Source organism: Mangrovihabitans endophyticus (assembly GCF_014646155.1).
Lineage (GTDB): Bacteria > Actinomycetota > Actinomycetes > Mycobacteriales > Micromonosporaceae > Actinoplanes > Actinoplanes endophyticus.
In genome coordinates this window covers 71,722-90,822 of sequence record NZ_BMMX01000002.1, presented here as the reverse complement: position 1 = coordinate 90,822, position 19,101 = coordinate 71,722, and the positions used below count along the sequence as shown (strand labels likewise).

Below are 19,101 nucleotides of genomic sequence, written 5' to 3'. Positions count from 1 at the left end.
GCGACCGTGGGACGCTTCAGCGCGACAGTGGTCGACCACTTCACCAACCCGCGCAACCTCGGCGAAATCGACGACGCCGATGTGCGCGCGTTCGTCGGCAACCCGGTCTGCGGTGACCAGATTCTGCTGACGGCCAACGTCGCCGCCGACGACGTGGTCAGCGACATCCGCTTCCAGGCCTTCGGATGTTCGGCGTCGCTGGCGGTGGCGAGTCTGCTCACCGCCACCATCCACGGTTCGCCCCTGGGGGAGCTCACCGATCTCGACGCGGCCCGGCTCGAAGAGCTCGCCGGTGGGCTCGCACCCGATCAGCGGCACGTCGCGGCGCTCGGCGCCGACGTCGCACACCGGCTGGTCAACAACTTCCGACGGGGGGCCAACGATGACGACCCGATCTCCTGCTCGGTCTGAGTGCGGCGCCGACGACCAACTGTCGGAGTTCGTCTACCTCGACCACGCGGCCACCACCCCGCTGACCGCTGAGGCTGCCGCCGCCGTCGGCGACGCCCTGCGGCTCTTCGGCAACCCGTCGAGCCGGCACACCCTCGGGCAGGCCGCCCGCGACGCCCTCGATGAGGCTCGCGCGCAGGTGGCGGCCCTGGTGGGCGGCGCCGACGACGAGGTGGTCTTTACCGGCGGCGGCTCCGAGGCGATCAATCTGGCGCTGCGCGGCACGTTCGCCGCGCGGCGGGGCACCGGCCACTTGGTCACCACCGCCATCGAACACGCCGCCGGGCTGGAATGCGCCGCCGCCCTGCGCCGCAACGGCGTGGACGTCAGCATCGTGGCGCCTGAGCCCGGCGGCCACGTCGATCCGGCGCGGATCGCCGCCGCGATGCGCGCCGACACCGTGTTGGTGTCGGTGATGCACGCCAACAACGAGACCGGCGCGATCCAACCGGTAGATGAGATCACCGAGCTGGTCCACGCCGCCGGGGCGCTGATGCACGTCGACGCCGTGCAGACCGCGGGGAAACTGCCACTCGACGCTCTCGGCGCCGACATGGTGTCCGTCTCCGCGCACAAGTTCGGCGGCCCCAAGGGGGTCGGCGCGCTGCGGCTGGCCGCCCACCACCGGGTCGAGCCGCTGATCTGCGGCGGCGGACAGGAGGCCGGCCGCCGTGCCGGCACCGAGAATCTGCCCGGCGTGCGGGGGATGGCCGCCGCCGCAGCCGCCGCCCTGCCGCGGCTGCGTGACCCGCGGCATCGCGAGCACCAGTGGCGGCTTCGGACGCGGCTGCTGCGGCACTTCGACGTCCTCGACGGTGTGCGGGTGCACGCCACCAACCCGGTCATGGCCGAGACGATCAGCGTTGCCTTCGATCATGTCCGGGGCGACACCCTCGCCGACGTGCTCGACCTCAACGGCGTGTGTGTCTCGACCGGCTCGGCCTGCCACGCCGGGCGCGACGACCCCTCGCACGTGCTGACCGCGATGGGTGTCGGCGCCGATCAGGCACGCGCCACCCTCCGGTTCTCCGCCGGACCGGCCACCACCGAGGACGACATCGACGTCGCCGGCCGCGCCACGGTGGCCGCCGTACGCCAACTGCGCCGGGTCTCCGGCACCGCGCCGCGACTGCAGGAGGCCATCCGTGCCGGTTGATCCACCACCCGGCCAACCCTGCGCCCCCCGCGAACCCGCGCCGCGCCCCGATCCCGACCGGCGACCGGTCGCGCTCAACGCCCCGGTGCGGTCGTTGAAAATGCTCGAACTGCAGATGGCCGCCGGTGCGAACGAGGTGTACGTGGCACTGCGCCCGCCGGCGGACGTCGCGGTCAGTTTCGACGCCCTGCCCGCGCGTCGCGATGACGAACCGACCCACGTCCCCAGCACCGCACTGCTGGCAGAACTGGTCACCGCGGCCCACGCCGCCGGGCTCCGCGTGCACTTCTGCGCCGATGCTCCCGTCGTGGCGCACGGGCATGAGGCGGCATGGCGCGCGCATGTCGGCGCGGGCGTGGACGCCGGCGCCGACACGGTCGTCGTCGGCAGCCTCGCCGGCGTCGCCCGGCTGTCCGGCAGCGGCATCCCGCTGGTGGCCGGGCTGCCCATGGGCGTGTCCACGCTCGGCTACGCCGCGCACCTGCGCGACGCCTACGGGGTGCGCCGCATCGTCGTGCCGCACACCCTCACGCTCGGCGAGATCACCGGCTTCTGCACCCTTGACGGCCTGGAGATCGAGGTGCCGGTGCAGACCGGGGCGGGCCTCGACTGCACCCGTTGCCGACTGAGTGACATCCCGGGCGTCGGGCTCGGCTGCCGCGCCGGTTACACCGGCTCCCAGGCCGACGAGGGCCCGCCCGCCGACCTCGGCGGTTTCCTCGACGGGGCGTCCGACTGCGCCCTGTGCGACGTGCCCGCCCTCATCGAGATCGGCGTGCGCGCCATGCAGATCCCGGGCAGGGAGAGCCCCAACGTGCGGCAGAACGCCAAGATCACCCAGATGTACCGGCGGGCCGTCACCGGGCACACCGCCGGCACCCCCATCACCGAGGTCATCGCGGCCATCGACCGCGTCGAGCTGATGTGGCAGATGGGCTGGCTGCCGCGGCTGTGTGACCAGCAGCGGTGCCGGTTCCGCGACACCCCCCAACAACGGGCCTACGTGTGAGAGGCAAGCCGTGAACACCGTCGAGATCCGTCTGACCACCACCGGCCGCCTCGACGAGGCGCTCGCCCTGCCCGCCGACGCCATCGGCATCGGTCAGGAGGGCTGCCTGACCAAACTGCCCGATGCCGACACCTTGCGCCGGGCCGCCGACCGTGTGATCGCCGACGGTCGCAGCTTCGTCCTGGTCGCCCCGATAGCCTGGCCGCGCACCGCCGATCAGGTGTGCGAGCGGCTGCTCGCCGTCGCCACCGCCGCACCGGTCACGATCGCCGTCAACGACGTCGGCACCGCGCTGACGCTCAGCTCGGCCGCGCCCTCCGGCTGCACCCTCGTCGCCGGTCTCGGCCTGACACGTGCGCGCCCGCACAGCGGCGACCCCGACGACGCCACCCCGCCCGCTCCCCTCCTCGACGTCGCCCTGCTGGATCTGCTGCCCGCGCTGCGGGCGGTCGAGGTCGACACCGAGACCGACACCGCGGGCGCGGCGAGCCGCCAGATCCGCCAGGTCGTCGACGCCGTACCCGTCGGCTGGGGACGTTCCTGCCCGACCGCCCGCCGACACCGCACCGGCCCGCCCGACTGCCGGCCGCTGTGCGACACCCCGTACACCATCAGCGCGCACCAACGGTGGCGACTGCAGCACGGACACCGCGAACCGCTACCGGCCGGCACCGAACGCCCCACGTTGACGGTCTGGGGCAACGCCGTCCACGCCCCGGTCCGCACCGCCCCCACCGCCGGGTACCGGATCCTCGACGCCCGCCGGCACACCCCCGATGCCCTCGCCGCCGCCGTCACCGCCTCGCACGGTCCGGCACCCGTTCCCGTCGGACGCTAGGAGCAACAATGGTCGACTTCACGCTCACCAGCCGCCAGCAGGATCTCATCGACCAGGCACGCGCCGTCGCCCGCCGCTGCCTGGCACCCCGCGCGACACAGTACGACCGCTCCGGCGAGTTCCCCGCCGAGAACCTCACCGACCTCGCCGACGCCGGCCTGCTCGGGCTGCTCGTCCCCGCCGACCGCGGCGGGCTCGGCGCGGACCTGACCACCTACGCCCTGACCATTGCCGAACTCGCCGAAGCGTGCGGCTCCACCGCGCTGATCTTCGCCATGCACTGCGGCGCCACCCACCTGCTGGCGGGGGCGGGCGCCGACTCGGCCGCCGCGGACGCCCTGCACACCGTTGTCGCCGGCCGCAAACTGATGGCCTGGGGTTTCTCCGAACCCGGCACCGGTGGCAACATCCTCAACCCGCACCTGCGCGCCACCCCCGACAACGGCGGATTCAGCCTGGCCGGCACCAAGGCCTTCTGCACCGGTGCCGGGCACGTCGACTACTACCTCATCAACACCCACTCCGGCGAGGCCGAGTTCCGCAAGAGCCAGTCGATGTTCCTGCTACCCGCCGGCACCGACGGACTCACCGTCAAGGAGACCTGGGACGCGATGGGCATGCGCGCCAACTGCGCCAACACCGTGATCCTGGACTGCCGCGTGCCGGACCGCGACTGCGTCGGCGGCCACGGCGGCGGCATGCCGCTGCTCGCCCACGCGCTGCCCGCTCTGGTCCTCGGCCTGGCCGCGGCCTCCCTCGGGGTGGCCCGCGCCGCGAACGCCTTCGCCACCGCCCACGTCACCCGTCGCGTGCACGCCAACACCGGCGCGAACCTGGCCGCCTACCAGGGCGTGCGGTTCCAGATCGCCGAGATGGCCACCACCGCGCACACCGCCTACCTGTCGCTGTTGCACGCCGCGGTCACCGCCGACACCGACCCGCTTGAGGCGCTGCCGGCGATGAACATGGCCAAGTACGTGTGCAACACCGCCGCCATCACCATCGCCGACGCCGCCATGCAGGTCACCGGCGGCCACGGTTTCCTGCGCTCCAACCCGCTGGAAAGGCACTACCGCGACGCCCGCGCGGGCGCCGTCATGGGCGCGAACCTCGGGGTGCTGCGCGACATGATCGGCAAGGCGGCCCTCGGCCTGGATCCCCGCGATGGCTGACGACCGACAACCGTGGCAGTTGAAGATCGACAAGGAGGCACCGTCCATGACCGAGCCCGCCACCGCCGTCCCCGTGCCCGAGCCCGATGACGTCCTGACCGGGCTGCGCGACGCGCTCACCGACGTTCTGGACGCCGACGACCTCGCCAAGATCGATGTCGGGGCCGTCGACGCCCGCACTCCGCTGCTCAGCCTGCCCGTCGACTCGCTCGCGCTGATGGAGTTGATGACCCGCATCGAGGACCGCTTCCGGGTCTACATCCCCGAGGACCGCGCGTACGCGTTCACGACCGTCGGGGAGGTCGTCGACTACGTTCGCGACAAGGCCGCCGCCAAGGCCGCCCGGAAGCAGGGTTGAGCGTGCCCGCCGTCGTCGCGGTGGACGCCGTCGACTACCGGCACGTCGCCGCCACCACCGATGCCCCGATCACCTTCTTCGACTCCCGCGGGCCGATCGAGGAGCTGCCCCGTGCCGCCGCGGTCGCCGACGCCCGCGCCGTCGCCGCCGGCCTGGCCCACCATCGCCTCGATCGCCACGACCGTGTCGTGCTGCTGCTGCCCACCGGCTCTGACTACTACGGGGCTCTGCTCGGCTGCCTGCTGGCCGGGGTGGCGCCCTGCACCGTCGCCACCCCGGCCACACCGCACGACGCGGCCTCCGCCGGCGTCCGGCACCTGCACGCGGCCGTCGCCGCCGTGCGTCCCGCCGCCGTCATCGTCGGCGATGCGCGCCTGGCCGACGCCGTGCCCGCCGGCGTGCCCGCGCTCACCGTCGCCGAACTGCGTGCCCATGGCACGGTCGCGACCGCTGACCTCGGCGTGGCCGGCCCACAGGACGTCCACCACGTTCAGCTCACCTCCGGCTCCACCTCGTCGCCCAAGGCGGTGGTGCTCACCCACGCCAACGTCGCCGCGAACCTCGCCGCCCTCGACGCTTCCACCCGAGCGACGGAACCGGACGAGGCGCTGTTCACGTGGCTGCCGCTCTACCACGACATGGGTCTCGTGCAGGTCTTGTTCACGCTGACCCGCGGGGTGCGCCTGGACCTGATGTCGCCGCTCGCGTTCGTGCGCGACCCGCTGTCCTGGCTGCGGCACATGAGCGCCCGCCGGAGCACGCTCACGGCGGCCCCGCCGTTCGCCTACCGTGCCGCGGCCGACCGCTACACCGCCCGACCTGACCCCTCGATCGACCTGTCCGCCCTCCGGCAGGCCTATGTCGGCGCCGAACCCATTCCCGTCGACGTCCTGACCCGTTTCCGCGACACCTTCGAGGTCCGGGGCCTCGCCGATGAGGTCCTGGTGCCCTGCTACGGCATGGCCGAGACCGTGCTGGCCACCGCCCTGGCCACCGAGTGCCGGCCGCGTACCGGCACCTCCTTCGGCCGTGTCCGGTGGCGCCGCTTCGACCGCGTGTCGCTCGACGAACACCGTGTCGCGGCGCCGGCCGTCCCCGGACGACCGGCCCGCAGCATCGTCTCCTGCGGGGTCGCCACCGCCGGTCTGACCGTGCGCATCTGCGACGAGACCGGCGCCGAACTGGCCGAGGGGCAGGTCGGTGCCGTCCGTGTCATGGGCAGCTCGGTCATGGCCGGCTACCTCACCGACGGTGGGCTCGACGCGCCGCCCGAGGGCTGGCACGACACCGGCGACCTCGGGGTGCGCTACGACGGGCAGCTCTACATCGTCGGGCGCACCAAGGAGATGCTCATCGTCCGCGGTCGCAACCTGCCGCCGTACGACATCGAGGACGTCATCGAGCAACACCCCGACGCGCACGCTGCGGCGGTGTTCTCGCATCCGGCCGACGGCAAGGCCACCGAGCCCGTCGTCGCCGTGGTGGAAACCCGCGCCCCGGAGGCCGACCGGCCGGACCTGCGGGCCGCGATCAGCACCCGCGTGCGGGAGGTCTTCGGCGTGTCCCTGTCCGACGTGGTGTTCGTCGGCCGCGGCGGCATCCCCCGCACCAGCAGCGGCAAGCGGCGGCGTGCCCCGTTGCGCAACGACTACCTGGCCGGGCGCCTGTCCTGCGGGACGGGGTAGACGCCGAGGTCCGGGCCCTGATCGACGGGGCGAACCGCTTCGGGGTCGCGGCGGACGAGGGCTGCGGGTGGCTGCCGCTGCGGTCAGGCCGTACCGTCTGCTGGTGAAGTTCGGCAGACGTCGGTCCGATGCCCGTACCCTCGTGGCCCAGACCGTGCTGATGGTAGAGCAGTCCGCGTTCCGGTTCCGGTCACCCGACATGTTCGGCTCTGCCGGTTACCATGTGCGCGTCTTCCGGCCCACCGTGGAACGGCCGATCCTCATCGTCGGCGATCTCGGCAACCACCCCGCGGCCTCGGTCACCAACCGCTTCGACGAAGTGGGTGCCATCGTCACCGAGTCGCTGTTCGGCATCCCGGGCGTGGCGGCCGAAGCGCTGCGTGAGGTGGGTCGGTGGATTCTGTACTACCCCGATGGTGCCTTCGGGCCGTCCATGATGGAGGACTTCACCGAGACCTGGTTCGAGCAGGGCCGGAGCCCGCAACATCCGGTGCTGCGATCCAACCACCTGAGCCGGGATGAGGTCGAGGAGTCGGTGGGCGGGCCGGTCCGGGCGTGGCGGGCGCGGCAGTACCACCCGGACCGGTTGGCCGCGCGGGGCATCACCGTCCGGCGGATCACCGCTTGACGCCGGGGCCGGCTCGGCGTTCCCGGCTCACGACGGCGTGTCTTCCACCATGATCCCGCGGACGGCCGCCACGACGTCCGCCCGCGCCGGCGGGCGTCCCCGTATCGCTCCCGGAGACCGGGCACAAGGGTAATTCGACACCATAATTGTCCTTGAAAATACCCGACAGTGAATTTTCGGAAAGATGCGGGGAAGAGTCGAAGCGTGACGTCCATCCGTCATTTGCGAGTCTTCGGGCGAGATCCGCTTCCGGTGATGCGGGCCGCCGTCGACCAGCGGCGGCATCTGCCGGCCTCGCCGCGTTGAAAGGTTCATTGGTGAATGGATCGGAAACTCGCGACGGTTCGTAGGTTTATCGATATCGAAGCAGGGGTAGTCGGCATCCGCGGTGGATCCCAAGCGCGTCGAGATCCACGTTGGACGGTTTGTCGCGCTACGAGTATCGGCGCATAAGCCGAGCATGGCGCAATCTATGACCAATGTAGACAATTCCGGGTGGGCGATCGGCGGTGTCGGCCGGGTCCATGACGTTCGTGATTGTTAACGGCGGATTACCTGCCCGGTCGAGAATTTGCTAGTCAGGCGGTTGTTTCGGGCCGTGCAATAAGATTTCCGGATCATGGCGGCGTTGCGTCTATCACCAACGTGAATGTCGTGTCAATTAGATCGACGGTCAACCTGAAGACATTTATGGCGGCTCATGGAATCCTTAAATCCTGTTTAGACTCGCCGTCGGCCCGCGTCCTCACGGACCCTGCGCCATGCCGCGCATTCATCCCGTCATCCTCTGCCGTGGAGGTTGTTGCCCGATGGCTTCTGCTCGTCCCGCGCGCCGCCGAACCGTACGCACCGCCCTCGCCGGATTCGCCGCCGCCGCCCTCGTCGCGGCGCTGCCGGCGCCCGCGAACGCTCAGGCCCGGCCATCCGCCGGCGTCGCGCCGCAGGTGCCCGGTTACGGCCAGGTCGCCCCGTCCCGCGCGTCCGTCCCGGCGGCGCTGCCGCGCCGTACCGGAAAGGTCGCGGCCACCGCGGCGAAGAATCCGGCGACGGCGGCCGCACCTCAGGTGGCCGCCGACGCCAACGACCGCGTCGCGTTGCGCACCCTGGTCGTCGCCACCGACACCGACGACTTCGGCGTGCCCACGCTGATCGCGACCCTCGACCGGCTGGGCGCCGCCTACGACGTGCTCTACGACGCCACCACCACGATCACCACGGACACGCTGGTGCGCGCCGACGGCGTCGGCAAGTACAACGCGATCCTGCTCACCAACAGCATGCAGGTGTATGCCTCCGGCGGCACCTACCTCAACGGCCTGGACAGCTCGGAGTGGAACATCCTCTGGGCGTACGAGCGCAACTTCGGCGTCCGGCAGGCCGCGCTCTACACCAGCTACGGCACGTGGCCCGAGGATTACTGCCTCCGCTCGGCCGGCGAGACATCGGTGGGCGACACCCCGCTGAACGTTTCGCTGACCTCGGCCGGGGCGGGCGTGTTCGACTACCTGAAGGCGAGCGCCACCATCCCGGTGCAGCAGTCCTATGTCTACAAGACCACCATCGCCACCGGATGCAGCGCCGAGGCCACGCTGACCGACGGCACCGACGTGCTCGGCGTGCGGACCACCTCCACCGACGGGCGGGAGCGGCTCGCGCTGACCTTCACCTCCAACCAGTACCTGATCCAGTCCGACCTGCTCGTGTACGGGCTGATCCGGTGGGCCACCAAGGGCCTCTTCCTGGGCGAACAGCGCCACTTCCTGAACGTCGACATCGACGACTGGTTCAACACCTCGGACCACTACTACGCCGACGGCCACGTCGAATACAACCCCGGCTGGCAGGTCACCGCCCATGACATGGTCAACCTCGACAACCAGCAGTCCGCGTTGCGTTCGGCGTATCCACAGGCCGGCGGCTTCACGCTGAACCTGGCGTACAACGGTGCCGACATCGACCCGTTCGCCGGCGACACCTGCAGCCCGAACGGCGACGCCACCGAACTCACCGCAACGACGAAGTGCCTTGCGACGCACTTCCGGTGGCTCAACCACACGCTGAACCACCCGGAGCTCAACACCACCGACTACGCCACGACGTACGCCGAGATCCACGACAACACCACCGCGGGGGAGTCGATCGGTCTCACCCCGCCGTCCGACGTGCTGAAGACGCCGGAGTACTCGGGCCTGGGCGTCTACACCGACGACCCGGACTGTGACACCTGCACGCCGGTCGACCACGGGCTGGCCGGGTCCAACCCCGCCCTGCTGCAGGCCGCCGACGACCTGGGTATCAAATACCTGCACGGCAACATGTCGTTCGCCAGCCACGTGCCGGCGCACTACAACACCAACATCGTGCACCCGCTGGAGCCGAGTGTCTCGGTGGTGCCGGACTGGCCGACCAACATCGCCTACTTCGTCACCACACCGGACGAGGAGACCTCGTTCTACAACTCCTTCTACGGCCCGAACGGCAAATTCCCGTACTGGCCGACGGATCGCACCTACCCGCAGATCATCGACTACGAGGCCGGCATCGGCCTGCAGCACGTGGCCCAGGGCTCGGTCAACACGCACACCTTCCACATCGCCAACACCAACGACTACGGCTCGGGCGAAACGCTGCTCACCGACTGGGTGACCGCGGTGGTGGACAAATACACGTCCGCCTACGCCACACCGCTGCTCAACCTGGCCTGGTCCGACCTGGGGGCCTACACCGCCGAGCGGGACGCCCACTTCGCCCAGCTCGACGCGGGCGTCGACGCGGTGTACGACCGGTCCGCCGGCACGGTCACGGTGACCTCGCCGCTGACCGGGACCGCGGAGATCGGCGGCGTGCAGACGGCCACGTCTCGCACGTACGGCAGCGATGTCACGGCGCCGGTGGCGCTGACGGCGGACACGGCGGTGACGCTGACCGCGGCTCCGCGGCTCTGACCGGCGACGGGCGAAGGCGGCTCTCGTGCGCGTGGCACTGGTGTCCGAGGGGACCTACCCCTATGCGATGGGTGGCGTGAGCATCTGGTGCGAGCAGCTCATCCGTGGCATCCCCGACTACCGCTGGGAGGTCGTCGCGCTCACCGTCGACGGCACCGAGCAGCCCGTCTTCGCCCCACCGGCCAATCTGGACCGGACCCACGCAATTCCGCTCTGGGGCCGGTCCGCCGGCCGTGCCCGGCTGGGAGGCTCCCGGCCGGGCGCGGCCTTCACCGAGAGCTATGAGGTCTTCCTGCGGGCCCTGATCACGCCGCTCGACGCCGCCGGGTCGGACCGGGCAGCGGTCAACCGCAGCCTCTTCCTGCTGTCGCTGCGTGGCCTGTACGAGTACGCGGCGTCCGGTGGCGATCTCAGCGCCGCGCTGCTGTCCAACGAGACGGTCGCCATGACCCTGTCCGCCTGGCGCGAGCTGCGTGTCGACGAGACCGGGCCGGCACCCACGGTGGCCGACGCCATCCAAGCCGGCTGGCTGATCGAGCACATGCTGCGGCCGTTGAGCGCGCCGGTCGTCGAGGCCGACATCGTGCACTGCTCGATGAACGGTCTCGCCACGCTGCCCGCCATGGCCGCGAAGTGGCGGCACGGCACCCCGCTGGTGATGAGCGAGCACGGCATCTACCTGCGCGAGCGCTACATCTCGTACCTGAACGAGGACGCGTCGCACGCGGTGCGGGTGCTGGCCCTGAGCTTCTTCCGGTCGCTGGCCGGCGCGGCCTACCTGGTCACCGACGTGCTGGCCCCGCACTCGGCGTACAACCGGCGGTGGCAACTGCACAACGGCGCCGACCCGGAACGGATGTGGACCATGTACAACGGGGTGGAACCGGCCGATTTCCCGGCGGCCACCTCGGAGCCGGACGTGCCGACCATCTCCTTCATGGGCCGCATCGACCCCCTCAAGGACCTGCACACCCTGATCCGGGCGTTCGCCGAAGTGCGGCGGCGAATGCCTACGGTCCGGCTGCGGATCTTCGGCGGCACGCCGGCCGCCAACCAGATCTACCACCAGTCCTGCGAGCGGCTCATCGACGAACTCGGGCTCGCCGGGGCCGCGGTGCTGGAGGGGCGGGTGGGCAACGCCGTCGACGCCTACCACGCGGGCAGCGTCGTCGCGCTCACCAGCATCTCCGAAGGCTTCCCCTACACGGTGGTGGAAGCGATGGCCTGCGGTCGGCCGACGGTCTGCACGAATGTGGGCGGCGTCGCCGAAGCGGTCGGGGACACCGGGATCGTGGTGTCGCCCCGTGACCACGTCGCGGTGGCCGAGGCGTGCGTGCGGCTGCTGCGCGACGACGAACTCCGGCACCGGCTCGGCGCGGCGGCCCGCGCCCGGGTCCTGGAACACTTCACGCTCAGCCAGTCGCTGCAGATGTACCGCAACGTCTACGAGAGCCTGGCCGTGCCGCTGCAGCCGTCCGCGCCGCCGCGCCACCTGCGCACCGCCGCCCGGGGCCGCGCCGTGCCCCGGCAACGGAGCGCCCCGGACCCCGCCTGGCCGGTCGGCAACACGGACGGCGCACGATGACCGAGGAGCAGACCCACCGGCTGGACGTCGGCGAACGCACCGTGCTTCTGCGACCGGCCACCGAGGCCGAAGCGTCCACCCAGGTGGTCCGCGTGCCGCAGCGGGAGGAGTCCGCGCAGGCCGCGGGGGAGGGCGACGCGGCCGAACGTACCCAGGTGGTGGAGCCGCCATCGCAGCCGCCGGAGCACACCGTCGTGCTGCCGCGCATCTCCACCGACCCGCTGGACGAACTCGTCGACCGGATCCGCCCGAGGCTGGCCCGTGCGGTGGACGCCCTGCAGGTGGCCGCCGCGCTCGAAGCGGACGGTTTCACCGACCGCATCGCCCGGGTCGAGTACGGATTCCCCGACGTGTTCGCGCTGGCCGCCGAGGTCTTCGATCGCCTCGGCCCGTCCACCGACACGATCGTCGAACCACTGGCCGCCGGACACCACCGGCGCGACACGCTGCGGCTGATCGCGCACGGCCCGCTGTACGCGTTGCCCGCCGCCGTCTTCCCGGCCCTGCTCGGGATGCTCGGCCAGCGTTCGGTGGTGCTGGCCCTGGTCGTCGCCAGCGGGCTCGGCTGGATGGTGGCCGGCACGGTGGCGTACGGCGCCTATCGGCTGCTCGGCGCATACCGGCCCGGCGCCGCCGCCCGGGTGCTGTGCGTCGCCGCCCTGCTCGCCCCGCCGCTCGGCGCGGGCGCCGGATACGCGGTGCTCGGGATGGCCGGCGGGGATGGTGGCCTGGTGGTGCTCGCGGCCGGCCAGCTCGCCTACCAGATGGCCGCCACCGTGCTGATGTTCTACCGCCGGGAGGCGATCCAGGCGGCCCTGATGACGCCCGCGGTGCTGGCCGGCGGCGCCTACCTGATGGCCGGCGCCGCGTGGCGCCCGGTCGCGCTGACCGCCGCGGTGGCCGGCGTGACCGCGTGCTATCTGGCCGCGCTGTGGACGACCCGCGGCCACCGGGCTGGCGTCGAACCGTCCGCGCGCCCGCCGCTGCCGGGCCTGTTCGGCGTCACCTGCTACGGCCTGTGCTCGGCGGCTCTGCTGCTGCACGCCGAAGGGCCGTACCTGCTCGGCCGCCTCGACGTGGCGGTGGCGGTGGCGCCACTGATCGCCGCGATGGGCGTCGTGGAGTGGCGCGCCGAGCGATTCCGCGGCGCGGCGGTCCGGCTCACCCGGCACAGCCACAACCCGCACGACTTCGGCCGCCGCATGTGGCGGCTGGTGGCCCGCGAGACGGTCGCCTGCCTCGCCGCACCCGCGCTGCTGGGCCTGGTGCTACTGGCCGTGCTGGACGGCATCGGCCGGCTGAGCGCGACGGTCGCGCTGATGACCGCCGCGCACGTCGCGCTCGGCGGCGCCTACTACTCCGCGTTCGTGCTGGCCGGTTTCGAGCGGTTCGGCCGGCTCTGCGCGGCGATCCTGGTGGCCCTGGCGGTGCACCTCGGGATCGGCGGCTGGCTCGGCGCCGCGCCGCTGCTGGGCCAGACCGACGCTCCGCGCACCGACGCGGCGCTCTACCTCGGCAGCACCCTCGGGCTGCTGGGGCTGTTCCTGATCAGCCTGGCCCCGATCCTCGGCCAGGTGCGGCACTACCGATAGATCGCCACTGGAGGGGGAGGCAGATCTGCAATGCACGCGGTGATACTCGCCGGCGGCAAGGGCGTGCGGCTGCGGCCGTACACGACCACGCTGCCCAAGCCGCTGATGCCCATCGGCGACAAACACGCGATCCTCGAGATCGTCCTGGACCAGCTCGCCGCCCGCGGATTCACCTCGGTGACGCTGGCGATCAACCACCTCGGCCCGCTCATCAAGGCGTTCGTCGGCGACGGCGCGCGCTGGGGCCTGCGGGTGGACTACGTCGAGGAGGACCGTCCCCTCTCGACCGTGGGCCCGCTGTTCGCCATCAAGGACGCGCTGCCGGACGAGTTCCTGGTGATGAACGGCGACGTGCTGACCGATCTGGACTACGCCGACCTGCTGCATCAGCACGCCCTCACGGGGAGCGCGCTGACCGTGGCGATCGCCGAGCGTACGCACCACATCGAGTTCGGCGTGCTCGACGTGGAAGCGTCGCGCATCGTCGGGTTCCGGGAGAAGCCCGACCTGTGTTATCAGGTGAGCATGGGCGTGTATGGGATGTCCCGCCGGACGCTGTCGCCCTACCCGGTCGGCCGCCCGTTCGGGTTCGACCAGCTCGTGCTGGATCTGCTGGCCCGCGGCGAGCACCCGGCCACCTACCCGTTCACCGGATTCTGGCTCGACATCGGCCGTCCGGAAGACTACGACGAGGCCAACCGTAGCTTCGCCGAGATCGGTCCGAGGCTGCTGCGACTGCGCGAAGGCGAGCCGGTATGACCGGCGGGGGAGCGGCGAAACGGGTTCTGCTGTTCGGATCCTCCGGCTTCATCGGCGGCCGGGTCCGGTCGGCGCTGGCCGGCGCCGACGGCATCGGTGAGGTGGTCTGCCCCGGCCGCGACCGGCACGACCTGATCGGCGGTGACGCTGCCGGGCTCACCGCGCTGGTCCGCGAGGTGGCGCCGGACGCCGTGGTTAGCTGCGTGGGCGCACTCGTCGGCACCGACCAGGAGCTGCTGCGGGCCAACGCGCTGGTGGCCGCGAAGCTGCTGGAGGCGGTGACCGCAGCGGCGCCGGCGGCACGGCTGGTGCGGCTCGGCTCGGCCGGCGAGTACGGCGTCGTGCCGCACGGCCGTTCGGTGGCCGAGGACGACCGCACCGAGCCGGTGGGTGCCTACGGCGTCAGTCATCTGGCCGGCACCCGGCTGTTCCGGCTGGCCGGCGAGACGGGGCGGGCGGACGCGGTGAGCGTGCGGGTGTTCAACCCGATCGGCGCCGGTCAGCCCGCGGAGAACGTGCTGGGACGCGCGGCCCTGCGGCTGCGGGAGGCGCTCGCCGCCGGTGCGGCGGAGATCACCCTGGGACCACTCGGCGCGTACCGCGACTTCGTCGACGTGCGCGATGTCGCCACGCTGCTGTGCGCCGTGGTGCGGGCCCCGCGGCTGGCCGGCCGCGTCTACAACGCCGGCAGCGGCCGGGCGGTCACCGTGCGCGAGGCGGTCGGCCTGCTCGCCGCGCAGGCGGGCTGGAGCGGCACGATTCGCGAGGCGGGCGCCGGCCCGGGGCGGTCCGCCGCGGTGGACTGGATCCAGGCCGACATCCGCCGCGCCGCAGCCGACCTGGGCTGGGCGCCGGAGCACGACCTGAGCGCGTCGATCAAGAGCATCTGGGCCGCCGGAAGCGCGGAGTAGGCGGCATGGTGAGGCGGGTGTCGTCGACGACGCTGTGGACGGTCCTCGCAGGCGTGGTGATCGCCGCGGTCGCCCTCACCGTCGTCCGTTCCGGCGACCCGCAGCACCCCGGCGACGCCCGCACCTCCGGTCACACACGGCCGTCCGCCTCGGCGGGCGACCCGCTCGGCATCGACCCGCTGGACATCCGCAACTGGGCCTACCAGCTACAGGACTACCCGAGCGGCCGGCTCGACCACCTGGCCGCGGGCCCCTACCAGCTCGTCGTGATCGACCTGGCCCGCGACGCCGGAGCCGACTACTTCACCCCGGCCCAGATCGCCCGGGTACGCGCCACCGGCAAGCGGGTGCTGGCGTACTTCGAGATCGGCAGCATCGAGAACTTCCGCCCGGAATATCCGGCGCTGCGGCGCCACGCACCCGGCCTGATCGCCAACCAGTGGTCCGAATGGCCCGGGGAGTACTTCGTCCGCTACTGGGAGGAGCGCTGGTGGTCGGACGTCGTGCGGCCCCGCGTCGACCGGGCGCTGCGGACCGGCTTCGACGGCGTCTACCTGGACACCCCCTTGGCGTACGAGCAGATCGACCTCGACGAGACGCACGGCCGCGACCGGGCCGCGCTGGCCCGGGACATGTCCCGGCTGATCGTGCGGATCAGCCGGTACGCCAAGACCCGCCGTCCCGGTTTTCTCGTCGTGCCGCAGAACTCGCCCGAGCTGCGGCACCAACCCGGCTATCCGCAGGCGATCGACGGCATCGGCATGGAGGAGCTCTTCTTCGAGGCCACCGACGAGCGCTGCACGCAGGACTACTGCGCCGAGAACCTCGCCGACGCGCGGGCGCTGCGCCGCGCCGGCAAGTTCGTGCTCGGCGTCGACTACGCCACCCGGCCCGCCGACGTACGCGCCGCCTGCGCCGGTTACCGGGCGGAACACTTCGCCGGCACGGTCACCGTGCTGGACCTGGACCGGACCAGTCCGCCGTGTCCGTGACGCGGCAACCACAGAATCGGAGGAACATCCATGCCTAGGACGATCGGGGTGGTCGGGCTCGGCTACGTCGGCCTGACGCTGACCGCGGCGCTGGCCGACAAGGGATTCGTCGTGCACGGCGCCGATGTGCAGCGTTCGGTGCTCGACACGCTGTCCCGCGGCCGCTCGCACATCTTCGAGCCGGGCGTCGAGGAGATCTTCGCGGCCCGTGTCGGCACCGGCATCCACGTCGCCGACGAACTGCCCCGCGACACCGTCGAGGTCGCCGTCATCTGCGTGTCCACGCCGGTCGACGAGGCCACCCACCGGCCCAACCTGGCCAACCTCGCCGCTGCGGCGAGGGCGGTCACCGCGACCTGCCGGCCCGGCACGCTGGTCGTGGTGCGCAGCACGGTCCCGGTCGGTACGAGCCGCCGGGTGGTGCTGCCGGAACTGCGCGCGGCCTGGGGCGACGACGTGCGGCTGGTGATGGCTCCCGAACGCACCATTCAGGGCCAGGCGCTGCGCGAACTGGTCGAGCTTCCGCAGGTGGTGGGCGGCCTGGACGAGGCGAGCCGGCGGGCCGGCGCCGAGTTCTTCGCCGGGCTGGCGCAGACCGTCGTCGAGGTCGCCGACCTGGAGACCGCCGAACTCGTGAAGCTCTCCAACAACTGCCACACCGACCTGATCTACTCGTTCGGCAACGAGATCGCGATGATCGCCGAGCAGCACGGCCTCGACCCGCTCGAAGTGATCCGGGCGGCGAACGTCGGGTACCCGCGCCCCGACCTGTCCAAGCCGGGCTATGTGGGTGGCGGCTGCCTGTCCAAGGACCCGTACATCATGCTGGACAGCTCCGGCGAGTACCGGCCGTACCTGGTGGGGCGGGCCCGCGAGCTCAACGAGTTCCTGCCGGCGCACGTCGCCGAGACCGTGGTGCGGCTGATGCGCGAGGCTCGCGGCGAGATCCGCGGCGCCCGGCTCGCGGTGCTCGGATGGGCGTACAAGGGATGGCCGCCGACCGACGACATGCGCGGCACCCCGATCGCGACGATGATGCCGATCTTCTCGGCCGCCGGGATCACCGTGACCGGGCACGACCCGATGGTCAGCGGCGACGTCGTCCGGCAGTACGGCGGCGAGCCGGTCAGCTTGGACAAGGCGTTCACCGACAGCGACGCCGTCCTGGTGATCAACGACCATCCGGACTACCGCGCCATCCAGATCGCCGAGATGCTCCCGGCCGGTGAGCCGCGACCCGTGCTGATCTACGACTCGTGGCGCGTGCTCGACGAGGCGGCCGTCACCCACGCCGGGGTCCGCTACGCGGCGCTGGGCTACCTGCCGAAGGTGGCTGCGGCATGAGGGCGCTGCTGCTCGGCGGCGCCGGCTTCATCGGGCTGCACCTGGCCCGCCGCCTGACCGCCGACGGTTTCGACGTGACCATCGTGGACGACTTCTCCCGCGGCCGGCGGGACACCGACCTGGACGCGCTGCGCGCTCACCGCAACGTCCGGATCATCCAGGCGGACCTCACCGACCCCGCCGCGTACGCCGGACTGCCGCACGGCTGGGACCAGATCTATGTGCTCGCCGCGGTCGTGGGCGTGCGCAACGTGGAGAAGGACCCGGCCCGCGTGGTGCGGGTCAACACGCTCGTGGCCATGCACACCCTCGACTGGGTGGCGCCGGGCGAGCGGGTGTTCTTCGCCTCCACCAGTGAGGTCTACGCCGGCGGCGTCGACGCGGGCGTGGTGCCGGTGCCCACCCCCGAGACCGTCCCCACGATGATCTCCGACATCACGGCGCCCCGGTTCGCGTACGCGGCGAGCAAGCTCCTCGGCGAGGCCGCCTTCCTGCACACCGCCCGCGCCCTCGGCTTCACGGCCGTGCTGGGCAGGTTCCACAACGTGTACGGCCCACGGATGGGCGCCGACCACGTCATCCCCGAGATGTCGCTGCGCGCCCGCGCGGGCGAGGACCCGTTCCGCGTGCCGGGCGCCGACCAGCACCGCGCGTTCTGCCACGTCGACGACGCGGTGGAGGCGATGGTGCGGCTCATGACGACGCCGGAAGCGTCCGGGCGGATCGTGCACATCGGCAACGACCGGGAGGAGACCAACATCGCCGACCTGGCGCGGCTGGTGCTTGCCGTGGCGGGCTCACCCGCGTCCCTCGACGCCTCGCCCGCGCCACGCGGATCGGTGCACCGCCGCTGCCCCGACCTCAGCCTGTTGCGCGACCTGACCGGATACGAGCCGAAGGTGTCGCTGGAGGACGGGGTGCGCTCCACGTACGCCTGGTACGCCGAGAACGGGAGGCCGTCGTGACCGAGACCCCGAACGCCAAACCACCGATCTGCTTCTACTACGGCAACGGGCGGCTGGTCGACCTGGCCGCGTACCCGCGCGTCGTGCTGCAACCCTCGTTCTACACCGGCGCGGAACTGAAATACCTGACCGGCGAGGGCGTCGAGACGCTCGCCTACCTCTCGCTGTCGGAGGATCAGGGCCCGCCGGCGCCGTGGCAGCGCCAGGAGAAGAACCCGGACTGGGGCGGCGCCTTCGTCCACGTGGGACACCCGGAGTGGGTGGAGCATGTGGTCGGGCAGGCACGCGCCGCCATGGACGCCGGATTCGACGGCCTCTTCCTGGACACGCTCAACGTGGAGCTGACATTCCCCGAGGATGTACCGCACCTGCTGACCTTGGTGGCCGCGGTGCGCGCGGTGGCCGGCGACGGCTACGTGCTGGCGAACCGCGGTTTCGGCATGCTGCCCCGGCTCGCCGAACTGGTCGACGGGGTGGTCTTCGAATCGTTCTCGGCCCGCTGGACCGATGAGGGGTACGCGCCCTGGCCGCCCGACGTGCTGGAGTTCCACGCGCAGATCGCCGAGCAGTTGCTGCAACTGGAACTGGACCTGTACGCCCTGGACTACGCGGACACCCCGGGCCTGACCGACTTCGCGATCCGGCGGGCCCGGCAGTTCGGCATGCAGTGCGTGGTCAGCGACCGGGCGCTGTCGCGGGTGTGAGCGCGTTG

General features: G+C 71.7%; 17 protein-coding genes. All 17 read left to right on the top strand.

Going from position 1 to position 19,101, the window contains the following annotated elements:
- The first annotated feature begins 6 nt into the window (after window positions 1-6).
- The 17 genes from IEY73_RS05205 to IEY73_RS05125 all read left to right on the top strand — a co-directional run bounded on the left by IEY73_RS05205 (window position 7) and on the right by IEY73_RS05125 (window position 19,093).
- Entirely contained in the window at window positions 7-411 is a 405-nt protein-coding gene (locus IEY73_RS05205) for an iron-sulfur cluster assembly scaffold protein (protein WP_189077924.1), read from the top strand.
- On the top strand, window positions 383-1,606 hold the full coding sequence (locus IEY73_RS05200; RefSeq protein ID WP_189077923.1) for a cysteine desulfurase family protein: 1,224 nt from the start codon (window positions 383-385) through the stop codon (window positions 1,604-1,606). Before IEY73_RS05205 ends, IEY73_RS05200 begins: the two co-directional genes overlap by 29 nt.
- A 100-nt stretch (window positions 1,607-1,706) precedes the next feature.
- A complete protein-coding gene (locus IEY73_RS05195; protein ID WP_189077922.1) occupies window positions 1,707-2,615 on the top strand; it encodes a U32 family peptidase in 909 nt (302 codons plus the stop codon).
- 10 nt (window positions 2,616-2,625) lie between these two features.
- Complete coding sequence (locus tag IEY73_RS05190; protein WP_189077921.1) at window positions 2,626-3,453, top strand: hypothetical protein; 828 nt, start codon at window positions 2,626-2,628, stop codon at window positions 3,451-3,453.
- Window positions 3,454-3,461: 8 nt separating this feature from the next.
- Complete coding sequence (locus IEY73_RS05185; protein WP_189077920.1) at window positions 3,462-4,625, top strand: acyl-CoA dehydrogenase family protein; 1,164 nt, start codon at window positions 3,462-3,464, stop codon at window positions 4,623-4,625.
- Window positions 4,618-4,983, top strand: a complete 366-nt coding sequence (locus tag IEY73_RS05180) for an acyl carrier protein (protein WP_189077919.1) — start codon at window positions 4,618-4,620, stop codon at window positions 4,981-4,983. Before IEY73_RS05185 ends, IEY73_RS05180 begins: the two co-directional genes overlap by 8 nt.
- Window positions 4,984-4,985: 2 nt before the next feature.
- Window positions 4,986-6,668 carry an AMP-binding protein gene (locus tag IEY73_RS05175; protein ID WP_189077918.1) on the top strand — a complete coding sequence of 561 codons (1,683 nt, stop codon included), beginning with the start codon at window positions 4,986-4,988 and terminating at the stop codon, window positions 6,666-6,668.
- A 103-nt stretch (window positions 6,669-6,771) separates the two neighbouring features.
- Entirely contained in the window at window positions 6,772-7,296 is a 525-nt protein-coding gene (locus tag IEY73_RS05170; protein WP_189077917.1) for a hypothetical protein, read from the top strand.
- Between the two features lie 809 nt (window positions 7,297-8,105).
- On the top strand, window positions 8,106-10,241 hold the full coding sequence (locus IEY73_RS05165; protein ID WP_189077916.1) for an Agd3-related carbohydrate-binding protein: 2,136 nt from the start codon (window positions 8,106-8,108) through the stop codon (window positions 10,239-10,241).
- A gap of 25 nt (window positions 10,242-10,266) precedes the next feature.
- Window positions 10,267-11,826 (top strand): GT4 family glycosyltransferase PelF, encoded by a 1,560-nt coding sequence (pelF, locus tag IEY73_RS05160; protein WP_189077915.1) that lies wholly within the window; start codon window positions 10,267-10,269, stop codon window positions 11,824-11,826.
- On the top strand, window positions 11,823-13,418 hold the full coding sequence (locus IEY73_RS05155) for a hypothetical protein (protein ID WP_189077914.1): 1,596 nt from the start codon (window positions 11,823-11,825) through the stop codon (window positions 13,416-13,418). The genes pelF and IEY73_RS05155 overlap by 4 nt, the downstream gene beginning before the upstream one ends.
- A gap of 30 nt (window positions 13,419-13,448) precedes the next feature.
- Entirely contained in the window at window positions 13,449-14,177 is a 729-nt protein-coding gene (locus IEY73_RS05150; protein ID WP_189077913.1) for a sugar phosphate nucleotidyltransferase, read from the top strand.
- A complete protein-coding gene (locus IEY73_RS05145) occupies window positions 14,174-15,088 on the top strand; it encodes an NAD-dependent epimerase/dehydratase family protein (RefSeq protein ID WP_189077912.1) in 915 nt (304 codons plus the stop codon). The genes IEY73_RS05150 and IEY73_RS05145 overlap by 4 nt, the downstream gene beginning before the upstream one ends.
- A gap of 5 nt (window positions 15,089-15,093) precedes the next feature.
- Window positions 15,094-16,080, top strand: coding sequence for a glycoside hydrolase family 191 protein (locus tag IEY73_RS05140; protein ID WP_229715550.1), 987 nt, complete (start codon window positions 15,094-15,096; stop codon window positions 16,078-16,080).
- A gap of 30 nt (window positions 16,081-16,110) precedes the next feature.
- A complete protein-coding gene (locus tag IEY73_RS05135; RefSeq protein WP_189077911.1) occupies window positions 16,111-17,424 on the top strand; it encodes a nucleotide sugar dehydrogenase in 1,314 nt (437 codons plus the stop codon).
- Window positions 17,421-18,389 carry an NAD-dependent epimerase/dehydratase family protein gene (locus tag IEY73_RS05130; RefSeq protein WP_189077910.1) on the top strand — a complete coding sequence of 323 codons (969 nt, stop codon included), beginning with the start codon at window positions 17,421-17,423 and terminating at the stop codon, window positions 18,387-18,389. The genes IEY73_RS05135 and IEY73_RS05130 overlap by 4 nt, the downstream gene beginning before the upstream one ends.
- On the top strand, window positions 18,386-19,093 hold the full coding sequence (locus IEY73_RS05125) for an endo alpha-1,4 polygalactosaminidase (RefSeq protein ID WP_189077909.1): 708 nt from the start codon (window positions 18,386-18,388) through the stop codon (window positions 19,091-19,093). The genes IEY73_RS05130 and IEY73_RS05125 overlap by 4 nt, the downstream gene beginning before the upstream one ends.
- The last annotated feature ends 8 nt before the right edge of the window (window positions 19,094-19,101 follow it).